Origin of the sequence: Azospirillum isscasi, from assembly GCF_030849505.1 — a bacterium.
Lineage (GTDB): Bacteria > Pseudomonadota > Alphaproteobacteria > Azospirillales > Azospirillaceae > Azospirillum > Azospirillum isscasi.
Window position 1 is genome coordinate 1 of record NZ_JAUJFI010000060.1, and the last position, 14,160, is coordinate 14,160.

A 14,160-nucleotide genomic window follows, 5' to 3' on the forward strand; every position below is an offset into this window, starting at 1 on the left:
GCTGTCGGCGCTGGCGCTGCTGGCCCAGCCCTGGGCGATGCCGCTGCTGGCCGACCTGTTCCTGATCGCCGCGGCGGGCGGCGCCTTCGCCGTGCCGCTCTACGCGCTGATCCAGCACCGGGCGGCAGCCTCGGCCCGCGCCCGGGTGATCGCGGCGGCCAACGTGGTCAACGCGCTGTTCATGGTGGTCGGTTCGGGCATCGCCGCCGCCATGCTGGCGCTTGGCGTGACGCCGCTGACCGTCGCCGCCTGGGGCGGGGCGAGCATGCTGGCCGCGGTGGTGCTGGCGCTCGCCATCGACGCGGTGGGCATCGGGCGGGCGCTGGCCCGCGCCGTCTTCCGGCTGGCCTTCCGGGTCGAGCTGCGCGGGGCGGAGCATCTGGAGCGGCTGGAAGGGGCGGCGGTGGTCACCCCGAACCACCAGTCCTTCCTGGACGGCGCGCTGCTGGCCGCCTTCCTGCCGGGGATGCGCTTCGCCGTGGACAGCTTCATCGCGCAGCGGGCCTGGGCCAAGCCCTTCCTGGCGCTGGCCGACCATGTGACCATCGACCCGACCAAGCCGATGGGCACGCGCCTGCTGGCCCGCACCCTGGCCGAGGGCCACAGGATCTGCATCTTTCCAGAGGGGCGGATCACCGTCACCGGCTCGCTGATGAAGATCAACGGCGGCCCCGGCATGCTGGCCGACAAGGCGGGCTGCCCGATCGTGCCCGTCTGCATCGAGGGCGCCCAGCGCTCCTTCCTGTCGCGGATGCATGGGCGGCTGCGGCTGGGCCTGTTCCCGCGCATCACCATCACGGTCATGCCGCCGGTCGCCACGCCGGACGTGACGGGGCTGTTCGGCAAGACGCGGCGGGCGGCGCTGAAGTCCTGGCTGTCGCGCGTCATGACGGAGACCGTCTTCGCCGCCGGGCAGCGGCCCGACACGCTGGCGCTCGCCCTGCTGGAGGCCGGGCGGAGGACCGGCTGGGGCATGGCGGCGGTGCAGGACGGCGACTTCACCACGCTCTCTTATCGGGCCCTGACCGCGCGCTCCCTGGTGCTGGGCCGCATCCTGGCCCGCGGCACCGAACCGGGGGAGGCGGTGGGGGTGCTGCTGCCGACCGCCTCGCCCACCGCGGCGGTGTTCTTCGGGCTGGCGGCCCATGGGCGGCCCGCGGCGATGCTGAACTTCACCGCCGGGGTGGAGTCCGTGAAGGCGGCCTGCCGTGCCGCCGGTCTGCGCCGGATCGTCACCTCGGCCCGCTTCGTGGAGATGGGGCGGCTCGGCCCGCTGGTGGAGGCGCTGGCCGCCGAGTGCCTCATCGTCTATCTGGAGGACGTGAAGCGCGGGCTGGGCATCGGCGACAAGCTGCGCGCGCTCGCCGCGTCGGTGGCGCCGGAGCGCTTCCTGCCGCCGCAAGGCGGGCCGGACGAGGTGGCGGCGATCCTCTTCACCTCCGGCTCGGAAGGGCCGCCCAAGGGTGTGGCGCTGACCCACGGCAACCTGCTCGCCAACATGGCGCAGGTGGCCTCCGTGGTGGACTTCACGCGGCAGGACGTGGTGTTCAACTGCCTGCCGGTCTTCCACTCCTTCGGGCTGCTGGGCGGGATGCTGCTGCCGGTCCTGAACGGGGTGAAGACGGTGCTCTATCCCAACCCGCGCCACGTCCGGCTGATCCCGGAGCTGGTCTACCAGACCAACGCCACGGTGCTGTTCGGCACGGACTTCTTCCTGAACGCCTGGGCGCGGGCGGCGGACCCTTACGATTTCCGCTCGCTGCGGCTGGTCTTCGCCGGGGCGGAGCGGTTGCAGGAGGAAACGCGCCGCACCTACACGGAGCGGCTGCGGGTGCATCTGCTGGAGGGCTACGGCACCACCGAGACCTCCCCGGTGATCGCTGTCAACACGCCGGCCCGTTTCCGCCCCGGCACGGTCGGCCAGGCGCTGCCCGGCATCGAGACGGAGCTGATGCCGGTCCCCGGCGTCCCCGTGGGCGGACGGCTGCGGGTGCGCGGGCCGAACGTGATGAAGGGCTATATGCGCGCCGGCAACCCCGGTGTGGTGGAGCCGCCGGAGGACGGCTGGCACGACACCGGCGACATCGTGGACATCGACGCCGACGGCTTCATCCGCATCGTCGGGCGCGTCAAGCGCTTCGCCAAGGTGGCCGGCGAGATGGTCCCGCTGGGGCTGGTGGAGGAGCTGGCCCTGCAGGCCGAGCCGGGGGCCGCCCACGCCGCCGTCGCCCTGCCGGACGCCCGGCGCGGCGAGCGGATCGTGCTGGTCACCGCCGGCAGCACCCCGACGCGCGACGCGCTGGCGGCGGCGGCCAAGGCCAGGGGAGCGCCGGAGCTTGCCATTCCCCGCGACGTGCTGCGGGTGGAGAGCATCCCCCTGCTGGGCACCGGCAAGACCGATTACCCCGCCGTGGCGCGGCTGGCCGCGGAGGCTCTGGCGAACGAAGCGGCGTAGCCGGGGCAGGGATCAGGGGCGGCAGGCGACGTGCAGCCCCTTGCCCACCGAGAAGACGGTGGAGCCGAAGCCGGGCAGGGCCTCCACCGCCGCGATGTAGCCGGCGATCTCCTCCGGATGGGACAGGGCGTTGTCGGCCAGCAGCAGGCAGTCCGGCTCCAGCTTCGGCAGCAGAAGGCGGAGCTGGTCCGGGGCGCTCCAGCGGTCGGCGTCGAAGAACACGCAGTCGAAGGGACCGTCCAGCGCCGCCACCGTCTCCGTCGCGTCGCCGACCAGCAGGCGGACGCGGCTCGCCAGCCCGGCGCGCTCCAGGTTGGTGGCGGCCTGGGCGCTCTTGCCGGGATCGCGCTCGATGCTGGTCAGCGGCTCCGTGGCGCCGACGGCCTGCAACGCCGCGGCGAGCCACAGGGTGCTGACGCCGTTGGAGGTGCCGATCTCCAGCACCCGGCGGCGGCGTCCGCCGCGCACCAGGACGTGCAGAAGCTCCGCGGTCTCGCGCTCCAGATTCAGCATCTTGCGGGCGCGGTCGCCCTCGCGCGCGTCGTTGTCGCGCCCGAACCCCTCAAGATCGCGGAGCACGCGGTCGACGGCGTCATCCAGCAGCATCAGAAAGCCTCCCCGGGCACCAGCACCCGTCCGCAAATGTCCCGCGCCTTCTCGAACCGGTCCGGCGCCGCCGAACGGGCGAGCAACCCTTCGCCGAAAATGAACGAATAGAACAGATAGGCCCGGGCGAACGCCTCGTCGGATTCCAGCCCCATCCCGGCGAACAGCTCCGACACGCAGCGCAGACGCTCACGGTCCACCTCCGCCACGATCTCCGCGGCGCGCGGGTCGCGGCGCGCCCAGTCGCGCATCGCCAGTTCGATGGCGATGCCGCGCGGGTTGCTGCTTCCCCCGTAGAGCGACAGGACGTAGCGGAGCCCTTCGGCGGGCGTGCGTCCGTCCAGCCGGGTCTGCATCTTGATCGCCTCGATGCGGCCCGTCTTCCAGCCCTCCAGCATCGCCTCCACCAACTCCATCCGGTCGCGGAAGTGCCAGTAGAAGCTGCCCTTGGTGACCTTCAGCCGCTTGGCGAGCACCTCCACCCGCACCTGTTCGACGCCTCCCTCCGCCAGGGCGGAGAAGGCGGCGGACAGCCAGGACTCGCGGTTCAGCGTCTTCGCTTCCATCAGGGAGACTCCGAAAACCATACGGAAGCGTATCGGCTCACCGATGACCTGTCCATAACCAGCCGGGTGGAGAAAAGCGCCGCACCATATACGGATTCGACGGGATGGGGAACGCGGGCGCCCGTCAGGGCGCCTTCGCCGGAGTGAAAAGGTCCTTGTGGGCGTCGCGCAGCAGGTTCTTCTGCACCTTGCCCATGGCGTTGCGCGGCAGCTCGTCCATGAAGAAGACGCGCTTGGGCACCTTGAAGTTGGCGAGCTGTTCCTTGCAGACGGCGATCACGGCGGCCTCGTCCGGCGCGGCGGCGCCCGGCTTGCGCAGAACGACGGCGGTCACCGCCTCGCCGAAGTCGGGGTGCGGCACGCCGACCACCGCCGATTCGACCACGCCGGGGATGCCGTCGATGACCGTCTCGACCTCTTTCGGGTAGACGTTGAAGCCGCCGGAGATGATGAGGTCCTTGGCCCGCCCGACGATGTGCACGTAGCCGCGCCCGTCCACCTTGCCGACGTCGCCGGTGATGAAGAAGCCGTCCGGCTTGATCTCCTGCCTGGTCTTTTCGGGCATCCGCCAGTAGCCGGAGAAGACGTTCGGCCCGGCCACCTCGATGATACCGATCTCCTCGGTGCCGAGCGCCGTGCCGGTTTCCGGGTCCACCACGCGCAGGGACACCTCGGGCAGCGGGAAGCCGACGGTGCCGGGGATGCGGTCGCCGTCCAGCGGGTTGGAGGTCAGCATGCCGGTTTCCGTCATGCCGTAGCGCTCCAGGATGGCGTGGCCGGTGCGGGCGGAGAAGTCGCGGTGGGTGTCGGCCAGCAGCGGCGCCGAGCCGGAGATGAACAGCCGCATGTGCGCCGTCGCCTCCCGCGTCAGGCCGGGATGGGCGAGCAGGCGGGTATAGAAGGTCGGCACGCCCATCATCACGGTGGCGCGCGGCAGCAGCCCCATCACCTGATCGGCGTCGAACTTCGGCAGGAACAGCATGGAGGAGCCGTTCAGCAGCACGCAGTTGGTCGCCACGAACAGGCCGTGCGTGTGGAAGATCGGCAGGGCGTGCAGCAGCACGTCGTCGGGCCGGAAGCCCCAGTATTTGTGCAGCGTCAGCGCGTTGGAGCCGAGATTCCGGTGGCTCATCATCGCGCCCTTCGACCGCCCGGTGGTGCCGGAGGTGTAGAGGATCGCGGCGAGGTCGTCGGCCTGCGCCGGAACGGTCGCGAAATCGGTGCCCTTGCCCGCCGCCATCTCCGGCAGCGTGCCGTCGCCGTGGGTGCCGAGCGTCAGCAGATGCGCGACCTTCGCCTTGTCGGCGACCTCGCGCAGGCCGTCCGCCGATTCGGGGCGGGCGACGAAGACGTGCGGCTCCGCGTCGGTCAGGAAATACTCGACCTCGGCCTTGGTGTAGGCCGGGTTCAGCGGCAGGAACACGCCGCCCGCCCGCACCGTGGCGAGGTACAGAATGATGTTTTCGACCGATTTCTCCACCTGCACGGCGACGCGGTCGCCCTTCTTCAGGCCCAGATCGGCCAGCAGGTTGGCGTAGCGGCCGGTCAGCGCCTCCAGGTCGCCATAGGTGACGGTGCGGGCGCCTTCGGTGCCGGGATCGGTTTCGGCGAAGGGACGGCTGCGCTCCGCCGGAAAGCGGGAGCGGAACAGCTCGAACAGATTGTCACCCGCGTCGGACATGTGGACTCCCTCCATGCGCCCCATAATTCGGTGTCCGGATGTAGCACAGGCGTGCTGGCTGGGCCACCTCTTTGTATACTAAGGACGCGCTTATTGTATTTCGTTGCCGCCCATGATGGACACGAATTCGGTGAAGATGTCGATCTGGATGGTCACATGCCGCCGCATGGCGGTGTAGGCGGCCTCCGGATCGCCGGCCAGGATCGCCTCCACCACATCGTCGTGCTCGGTGAAGCTGTCCTTGACGCGGGACGGGTGGTTGAGCTGGTAGCGGCGGTAGGGGGCCAGCCGGGCGAACAGGCCGCGGGCGATCTCCTGGAGCGGCTCGTTGTGGCTGCCGGCCTGCACGGCCTCGTGGAAGGCCCGGTTCACCGCGTAATAGGCGTCCAGCTCCCGCGCCTCCATGTGCGCCTTCGAGGTGTCGTGCAGGCGTTTCAGGGCCTGTTTCTCCTCCTCCGACATGCGGCGGGCGGCGTAGCGGGCGCAGAGTCCCTCGATTTCCGACATCACCTCGAACATCTGCACCATGCGGTGCAGCTTCAGCGGCGCCACCACCGCCCCCTGGCGCGGCTGCTTCTCCACCAGCCCGGCGTGGACGAGCTGGAGGATCGCCTCGCGGATCGGGGTGCGCGAGATGTTGAAGCGCTGGGCGAGGCTTTCCTCGTCCAGCCGCGTGCCGGGGCGCAGGCGGCCCAGGAAGATGTCCTCCTCGATGGCGAGCCGCACCTCGTCGGCGCGGGTGGCGCCTTTGTCGGCGGTTTTGCTGGCGGCAATCCGGTCGCTCATCCCGAGCGTGTCCCCTTCCTCATCCGCGGCCTTCCGCCGCTCCCCTCTCTGTATACAAGAGATGGACAGCGCGTATCCAGCATGATAGTCCTTCGCACCAACAATGGGAACCGGAGATCCGCGACGGACTCCGGGCGGAAGCGGTTCTGGGGAGGATGCGCATGGACTTTGCGCTTTCGGAGGATCAGCAGGCGTTCCGCGACACCGCGCGCGATTTCGCGCAGCAGGAGATGGCGCCGCACGCCGCCCTCTGGGATGAGGAAAGCGTCTTTCCGGTCGAGACCCTGCGCCAGGCCGCCGCGCTGGGCTTCGCCGGGATCTATGTCGGCGACGACGTGGGCGGTTCCGGCCTCGGGCGGCTGGACGCGGCGCTGATCTTCGAGGAGCTGGCGGCGGCCTGCCCGTCCACGGCGGCCTACATCTCCATCCACAACATGGCCTCCTGGATGATCGACCGCTTCGGCAATCAGGAGCAGCGCGAGCGCTTCCTGCCGAAGCTGACCACCATGGAGCACTTCGCCAGCTATTGCCTGACGGAGCCGGGGGCGGGATCCGACGCCGCCTCCCTGCGCACGCGGGCGGAGCGGGACGGCGACCATTACGTCCTGAACGGGTCGAAGGCGTTCATCTCCGGCGGCGGCACGTCCGACGTCTATGTCTGCATGGTCCGCACCGGGGAACCCGGCCCGAAGGGCATCTCCTGCCTCGTGGTGGAGAAGGGGACGCCCGGCCTGTCCTTCGGCAAGCAGGAGCACAAGCTGGGCTGGAAGAGCCAGCCGACCGCCGCGGTGATCTTCGAGAACTGCCGCGTCCCCGTCGCCAACCGCATCGGCGGGGAGGGGGAGGGCTTCCGCATCGCCATGAAGGGGCTGGACGGCGGGCGCCTGAACATCGCCGCCTGCTCGGTCGGCGGGGCGCGCTTCTGCCTGGAGCAGGCGGTGGCCTACACGGCGGAGCGCAAGCAGTTCGGCAAGCCGCTGAACGCCTTCCAGGCGTTGCAGTTCAAGCTGGCCGACATGGCGACGGAGCTGGACGCGGCCCGGCTGATGCTGCACCGCGCCGCCGCCAGCCTGGACGCGGGATCGCCCGACGCCACCATGCACTGCGCGATGGCCAAGCGCTTCGCCACCGACGCCGGGTTCCAGGTGGTGAACGAGGCGCTGCAACTGCATGGCGGCTACGGCTACATCAAGGAATACCCGATCGAGCGGATTTTCCGCGACCTGCGGGTCCACCAGATTCTCGAAGGCACCAACGAAATCATGCGCGTCATCATCGCCCGCCAACTGACCGGCGGCTGAGCGCGTCGCAATAAAACAAGGGGGAAACGCTATGGCGACGATCGCCTTTATCGGTCTGGGCAACATGGGTGCGCCGATGATGCGCAACCTGCTGAAGGCCGGCCACTCCGTCCTGGCCTTCGACCTGTCGGAAGCCGCCTGCAACGCCGCGCGCGACGCCGGCGCCACCATCGCCACCGGCCCCGGCGCCGCGGCGGGGGAGGCCGAGGTGGTCGTCACCATGCTGCCCGCCGGCAAGCACGTCCGCGAGGTCTACACCGCGCCGGACGGCATCATCGCCAAGGCCAAGCCGGGCAGCCTGTTCATCGACAGCTCCACTGTGGACGTGGACAGCGCCCGCGCCGTCGCCGCGGCGGCGGAGGCGGCGGGCCACGCCATGGTGGACGCGCCGGTGTCCGGCGGCGTCGGCGGGGCGGAGGCGGCGACCCTGACCTTCATGGTCGGCGGCAGCGACACCGCCTTCCGCCGCGCCGAGCCGATCCTGTCCGCCATGGGCAAGGCCATCGTGCACACCGGCGGGCCGGGCAACGGTCAGGCGGCCAAGATCTGCAACAACATGATCCTCGGCATCTCGATGATCGGCGTGTCGGAAGCCTTCGCGCTCGCCGAGAAGCTGGGTCTGGATTCGCAGAAGCTGTTCGACGTGGCGTCGAAGTCGTCCGGCCAGTGCTGGTCGCTGACCAGCTATTGCCCGGTGCCGGGTCCGGTCCCGACCTCGCCGGCCAACCGCGACTACCAGCCGGGCTTTGCGGCGGCGCTGATGCTGAAGGATCTGAAGCTGGCCGTGGAGGCCGGGCAGAGCACCGGCAGCCCGCTGCCGCTGGGCGGCGAGGCCGCGCAGATGTACGCGATGTTCTGCAACTCCGGCTCCGGCGGCAAGGACTTCTCCGGCATCGTCAACATGCTGCGCGGGAAGCCGTAAGGGCGTTCACTTTGCCCCCTCCCTAACCCTCCACCTCGTAGAGGGGGAGGGCCGGGGAGGGGGGGAGGTTACCCCCTCAATCCGCCTGCTGCATGACGATGGCGTCCGACGCCCGGCCCCGGAAATGGATGTTGCCGTCGCTGTCCAGGAAGGCCCAGTCGCCGGTCAGGTAGTAGCGGCGGCCATGGCGGAAACGGGCGGCGGTGCGCCCCGGATCGTTGGCGTAGGCGTCGAACCAGAAGAGCGGCGAGGAGTCCACGTCGATGGCGATCTCGCCCGCTCCGCCGACCGGCGCCTCGCGGCCCTGCGGGTCGAGGATCACCACCCGGAATCCCGGCATGGGCCGCCCCAGCGAGGCGCCGGCGTTGCGGTCGGCGTGGCCGGGGTCGTAGCGGTTCATCATGAAGATGCCGGTCTCGCGCTGCCCGTACTGGTCGAGCAGGGGAACGCTGACCACCCGGTTGGCCCAGCCGATCAGCTCCGGCGGCAGCGGCTCGCCGACCACGGAGAGGATGCGCAGCGCCAGCTTGTTCGGGCCGCCCTCCGGATCGGCGCTGTGCCAGGCGCGGATCTGGGACGGCGCGCAGGTCAGGTTGGTGACGCCGAACTTCGTCAGCATCCGGTAGCCCTGCCGCACGTCGTAGGGGCCGTCGCAGAAGATCGTGGTGCGACCCAGCAGCAGCGGCCCGACCAGCCCGTAATAGGCGCCGTAGGCCCAGCCGGGGTCGGCCATGTTCCAATAGATGTCGTCGTCGCGCAGGTCGAGGCCGATGCGCATGTACTGCTCGATCCCCGCCAGCGCCATGACGGGCAGCGAGACGCCGAGCGGCTTCGGCTCCGCTTCGGAGGTGTAGATCAGCGCGAAGGCGTCGCGGTCGGCATAGCGGGCGACGTCGCCCAGGGGAGCGGACTCATGAAGGGCGGACCAGAAGGGAACCGCGTCGGCGCCCGGGCCGAACGCCTCGTCCCCCTCCACCATGACCACGGGGCGGCTGTTGTCGCGCGGGATCTTGCGGCGCAGGAAGCCGGTGGTGACGATCGCCCGCGCCTCGCTGTCGGCCAGCCGGTAGGCGACCGCCGCGGCGGAGTAGGTGGTGAACAGCGGCATGTAGACTCCGCCCAGCCGCCAGATGGCCAGCGCCGCGATCAGCAGCTCCGCCCCCTTGGGCAGCAGCACCGCCACCCGGTCGCCGCGCCCGACCCCAAGGCGTCGCAGCACCGCGGCGAAGCGCGCCGAATCGCGGGCCAGCCGGGCAAAGCTCAGTTCCGTCGTCTGTCCGGCCACGCTCTCGTGCAGCAGGGCGGCGCGGGCGCCGTCGGCGCGGGCGTGGCGGTCGCACAGCAGGTCGGCCAGCGGGATCGCGTCGCCCTGGTAGTCCGGGCGCAGGAAGGCGGTCGGCTGCACGGTGGCGGGGCCGGGCGCCGCCGTGTCGCCGTCCGCGGTGCGGTGGCGGGCGGCGGCGATCCGGCCCAGCGAATCCAGTTCCGGCCCCAGATGGTAGCGGCGGCTGCGCGGGTCCTGGTCGATGAAGCGTTCCCGCGCCAGGGCGGTCAGCAGCCGGTGCGCGGTCGCCTTGGACAGGCCGGTGTCGCCCATCAGGTCGGCCAGCCGCGCGCCATCCTCTCCATAGGACGCGACGGCGCGGAGCAGGGCCAGCGCGCGTTCCAGGCTTTGCGTGCCGCCGGAGGCTCCGGCGGGGGCGGTTTCGGTGTCGGAGTCGGATCGGGTCATCGCGCGGTCCATATTATGGACCTTGCGGCCGAATGTCGCCGGAAAAAACATGCATACACGGAATGTCCGTGTTGAAAATCGTGCGCAGCGCGGGTTATAGTTCAGACGTTGCACAAAGAACGGTCCACAATATGGACCACTTCGCCGACCAAACAATCAGGCGAACGATAAAAAGGCAGTTCCACAGCAACGGAGGAGGAAATGTCAGGCGCGCCCGTCGCATCGCCACGCGGTTACGCCCACCCGGCCGACGCCACCCGCGCGGCCTCCCCATCGGACACCATCTTCGAAGCCCGGGGCGTGTCCTTGCGCTTTGGCGGCGTGCAGGCGCTGACCGACGTCAGTTTCAGCATCCGCAAGGGGGAGCTGTTCTCCATCATCGGCCCGAACGGTGCGGGTAAGACCTCGATGGTCAACTGCATCTCGGGCCGTTACCGGCCCACCGACGGAAAGGTCTATTTCAAGGGCCAGGACATCACGGGCATGACGCCCAACCACCGGGCCTCGCTCGGCATCGGGCGCACCTTCCAGAATCTGGCGCTGTTCGGCCACATGACGGTGCTCGACAACATCATGGTCGGGCGGCACCACCTGCTGAAGAACAACTTCTTCACAGGCTCGCTCTACTGGCTGACCGGCGCCCGCAAGGAAGAGCTGGCCCACCGCCGCGAGGTCGAGGAGATCATCGACTTTCTGGAAATCCAGCATGTCCGCAAAGCCACCGCCGGCACGCTGTCCTACGGCCTGCGCAAGCGGGTGGAACTGGCCCGCGCCATCGCGCTGAAGCCCGACCTGATCCTCCTGGACGAGCCCATGGCGGGCATGAACCTGGAGGAGAAGGAGGACATGGCCCGCTACATCGTCGATCTGAACGAGGAGTTCGGCATGACGGTGGTGATGATCGAGCACGACATGGGCGTCGTGATGGACATCTCCCACCGCGTCATCGTGCTGGAGTTCGGCAAGAAGATCGCCGAGGGCACGCCCGAGGAGGTTCTGGCCGATCCGCGCGTCAAGCGCGCCTATCTCGGCGAGGACGACGAGGAGGACGAGGCCGCGGCCCCGCCGCAGACGCAGGAGGTCGCGTGATGTCTCTTCCGGATATCAAGATCAACGACACGCTGCCGAAGCTGCTGTCCCTGCACGCCCGCGAGCATGGCGGCGACGTCGCCATGCGCGAGAAGGACTTCGGCATCTGGCGCGAATTCACCTGGGCGGACATGCACGCCCGCGTGCGCGCCTTCACGCTCGGCCTCATCACGCTGGGGGTGGAGCGCGGGCATGTGGTGGCCCTGCTGGGCGACAACCGGCCCGACTGGGTGATGGGCGAAATCTCCGCCCACGCCATGGGCGCGATGAGCCTGGGCATCTACCGCGACGCCATGGACGAGGAGGTCGCCTACCTCATCACCTACGCCGACGTGCACGTCATCTTCGCGGAGGACGAGGAGCAGGTCGACAAGCTGCTGAATCTCGGCGAGCGCCTGCCGACGCTGAAGCACATCATCTATTCCGACCCCCGCGGCATGCGCAAATACAGCGACCCGCGCCTGATGGAGGCGTCGGAGCTGGTCAAGCTGGGCAACGCGCTGCACGCGGAAAAGCCGAACCTCTATGAAGAGATGGTCGGCGCGACCAAGGGCGACGACGTGGCGGTGCTCTGCACCACGTCGGGCACCACCTCGAACCCGAAGCTGGCCATGCTGCCGGCGGGGCGGCTGATCCGCCACGTCGCCAGCTATCTGTCGGTGGACCCCAAGGGGCCGGCGGACGAGTATGTGTCGGTGCTGCCGCTGTCCTGGATCATGGAGCAGATCTACGCGGTCGGCATGGGCATGGTGTCGCGGATGCGCGTGAACTTCGTCGAGGAAGCCGAGACGATGATGAACGACTTCCGCGAGATCGGGCCGAGCTTCGTCCTGTTCGCCCCCCGCCTGTGGGAGCAGATCGCCGCCGACGTGCGGGCGCGCATGATGGACGCCTCGCCCTTCAAGCAGAAGATGTACGACTACGGCATGAAGCTGGGGCTGGAGGCGCTCGCCAACGGAACCCGCTCCGCCGTTGCCGACCGCATTCTCTTCGCAGCGCTGCGAGACCGTTTGGGCTTCACCAACCTGAAGTCGGCGGCGACCGGCGGTGCGGCGCTCGGCCCCGACACCTTCAAGTTCTTCCAGGCGCTGGGCGTGCCGCTGCGCCAGATCTACGGCCAGACGGAGACGATGGGCGCCTACACGGTGCACCGCGCCGACGACGTGGATTTCGACACGGTGGGCGTGCCCTTCGACGACGGCGTGAAGGTCAAGGTGATCGAGCCCGACCAGAACGGCGTCGGCGAGATCGTGGTCAGCCACCCCAACATGTTCGCCGGCTACTACCGCAACGAGGCGTCGACCACGGCGGATCTGCGCGACGGCTGGATGCACACGGGCGACGCCGGCTTCTTCGACAAGAAGGGTCATCTGGTCATCATCGACCGCATCAAGGACATCGCCACCACCAGCAACAACGACCGCTTCAGCCCGCAATACATCGAGAACAAGCTGAAGTTCAGCCCCTATGTTGCCGAAGCGGTGATCCTGGGCAACAAGCGCCCCTACCTGTCGGCGATCATCTGCATCCGCTTCCCCATCGTGTCGAAGTGGGCGGAGAAGAACCGCATCGCCTTCACCACCTACTCCGACCTGTCCTCCAAGCCGGAAGTCTACGAGCTTCTGCGCCAGGAGGTGGAGCGGGTGAACGCGACGCTGCCGGAATACCAGCGCATCACCAAGTTCCTGCTGCTCTACAAGGAATTGGACGCCGACGACGGCGAGCTGACCCGCACCCGCAAGGTGCGCCGCGGCGTGATCGCCGAGAAGTACGGCGAGATCATCGACTCCATCTACGCGGGCCAGCCGGCCATCGACGTGGACACCACCATCACCTTCCAGGACGGCACCAAGCAGCGCATCCGCACCGTGCTGAAGGTGGTGGACCTGCTGCCGGCACCGGCCAAGAAGCCGGCGCAGGCCGCGGCATGAGGGGGGTGAGGATGCTGATGAAAACCCCTCTCCCCCCCGGGGAGAGGATGGGTGAGGGGGCCGGCGCCAAACGGCGCCGCGAGGGGGCAACCGGCCCCCTCGCAACCCCCGGCCAAGGGCAGGGCCCTTGGAACCCATTCCCCCTCACCCTGACCCTCTCCCCAGGGGGGAGAGGGGATCACCTAGGGGCCACGCCATGACCTTGCTCTTCCAGCTTCTCGTCAACGGACTGATCGTCGGCGCGCTGTACGGCGTCGTGGCGATGTCCTTCGTGCTGATCTACAAGGCCAGCCGCATCGTGAACTTCGCCCAGGGCGAGTTCCTGCTGATCGGCGCCTGGACCTGCTGGTGGCTGCTGACCTCCTGGCAGTTGCCCTTCTGGATCGGCTTCCCGATCACCCTGGCCTTCATGATGGTGTTCGGCATCGTCCTTCAGGTCGTCGTGCTGCGCCCGATGATCGGGGAGCCGATCATCTCCGTCATCATGGTCACCATCGGCCTGTCGATCTTCTTCCAGGCGATGATGAAGTGGATGTTCGGCGTCTTCGCCAAGCCCTTCCCGACCATCTTCGCCAGCCCGACCGTGAACATCCTCGGGCTCGACGTGCAGACCGTCTATGTGATGAGCCTGGTCATCTCGCTGCTGATCATGGCGGGCTTCGGCTGGTTCTTCAAATACTCGCGGATGGGTCTGGCGATGCGGGCGACCGCCTTCGACCAGCAGGTGGCGCAGTCGCTGGGCATCTCCGTCCGCCACATGTTCGCGATGAGCTGGGCCATCTCCGCCATGGTGTCGGCGGTGGCCGGCGTCACGGTCGGCGTCGTCAACGGTGTGTCCTCCGCACTCTCCTTCTTCGGCATCAAGGTCTTCCCGGCGGTCATCCTGGGCGGGCTGGACAGCGTGGCCGGAGCGGTGCTGGGCGGTCTGATCGTCGGCGTGCTGGAGAATCTCGCGCACTACCTGGACAGCCAGTGGTTGAACTGGGGCAACATGTACGAGATCGCCCCCTTCTACGTCCTGATCGTCATCCTGATGATCAAGCCCTACGGCCTCTTCGGCACCAAGGACATCGAGCGCGTGTAAGGAGCGG

Annotated in this window: 11 protein-coding genes; 6 read left to right on the forward strand and 5 right to left on the reverse strand. The window is 68.8% G+C overall.

What is annotated here, in order from left to right; translation table 11 throughout:
* Positions 1 to 2,455 (forward strand): AMP-binding protein (locus QSG27_RS13870; protein WP_306707079.1); only part of this gene is annotated, 2,455 nt, incomplete at its 5' end.
* A gap of 12 nt (positions 2,456 to 2,467) precedes the next feature.
* Here the strand turns inward: QSG27_RS13870 and QSG27_RS13875 are convergent.
* From QSG27_RS13875 to QSG27_RS13890, 4 genes are all read right to left on the reverse strand, one after another.
* Complete coding sequence (locus QSG27_RS13875; protein WP_306707081.1) at positions 2,468 to 3,061, reverse strand: O-methyltransferase; 594 nt, start codon at positions 3,059 to 3,061, stop codon at positions 2,468 to 2,470.
* A complete protein-coding gene (locus QSG27_RS13880; protein WP_306707082.1) occupies positions 3,061 to 3,627 on the reverse strand; it encodes a TetR/AcrR family transcriptional regulator in 567 nt (188 codons plus the stop codon). The genes QSG27_RS13875 and QSG27_RS13880 overlap by 1 nt, the downstream gene beginning before the upstream one ends.
* Before the next feature lie 124 nt (positions 3,628 to 3,751).
* Positions 3,752 to 5,308: a malonate--CoA ligase gene (locus QSG27_RS13885; protein WP_306707083.1), complete on the reverse strand. Its 1,557-nt coding sequence runs from the start codon at positions 5,306 to 5,308 to the stop codon at positions 3,752 to 3,754.
* Between the two features lie 90 nt (positions 5,309 to 5,398).
* Entirely contained in the window at positions 5,399 to 6,094 is a 696-nt protein-coding gene (locus QSG27_RS13890) for a GntR family transcriptional regulator (protein ID WP_306707085.1), read from the reverse strand.
* A gap of 161 nt (positions 6,095 to 6,255) precedes the next feature.
* Here QSG27_RS13890 and QSG27_RS13895 point away from each other — a divergent pair, with 161 nt between their 5' ends.
* Complete coding sequence (locus QSG27_RS13895) at positions 6,256 to 7,395, forward strand: isobutyryl-CoA dehydrogenase (protein ID WP_306707086.1); 1,140 nt, start codon at positions 6,256 to 6,258, stop codon at positions 7,393 to 7,395.
* 31 nt (positions 7,396 to 7,426) lie between these two features.
* Positions 7,427 to 8,317 (forward strand): 3-hydroxyisobutyrate dehydrogenase, encoded by an 891-nt coding sequence (mmsB, locus tag QSG27_RS13900; protein WP_306707087.1) that lies wholly within the window; start codon positions 7,427 to 7,429, stop codon positions 8,315 to 8,317.
* Between the two features lie 76 nt (positions 8,318 to 8,393).
* On the opposite strand, the gene QSG27_RS13905 is transcribed toward mmsB, so the two are convergent.
* On the reverse strand, positions 8,394 to 10,049 hold the full coding sequence (locus QSG27_RS13905; RefSeq protein ID WP_306707088.1) for an AMP-binding protein: 1,656 nt from the start codon (positions 10,047 to 10,049) through the stop codon (positions 8,394 to 8,396).
* A 201-nt stretch (positions 10,050 to 10,250) separates the two neighbouring features.
* Between QSG27_RS13905 and QSG27_RS13910 the strand changes: the two genes are divergently transcribed.
* The 3 genes from QSG27_RS13910 to QSG27_RS13920 all read left to right on the forward strand — a co-directional run bounded on the left by QSG27_RS13910 (position 10,251) and on the right by QSG27_RS13920 (position 14,153).
* Positions 10,251 to 11,138 carry an ABC transporter ATP-binding protein gene (locus QSG27_RS13910; RefSeq protein ID WP_306707089.1) on the forward strand — a complete coding sequence of 296 codons (888 nt, stop codon included), beginning with the start codon at positions 10,251 to 10,253 and terminating at the stop codon, positions 11,136 to 11,138.
* A complete protein-coding gene (locus QSG27_RS13915) occupies positions 11,138 to 13,069 on the forward strand; it encodes a long-chain fatty acid--CoA ligase (RefSeq protein WP_306707091.1) in 1,932 nt (643 codons plus the stop codon). The genes QSG27_RS13910 and QSG27_RS13915 overlap by 1 nt, the downstream gene beginning before the upstream one ends.
* 196 nt (positions 13,070 to 13,265) lie before the next feature.
* Positions 13,266 to 14,153, forward strand: a complete 888-nt coding sequence (locus tag QSG27_RS13920; RefSeq protein ID WP_306707092.1) for a branched-chain amino acid ABC transporter permease — start codon at positions 13,266 to 13,268, stop codon at positions 14,151 to 14,153.
* The last annotated feature ends 7 nt before the right edge of the window (positions 14,154 to 14,160 follow it).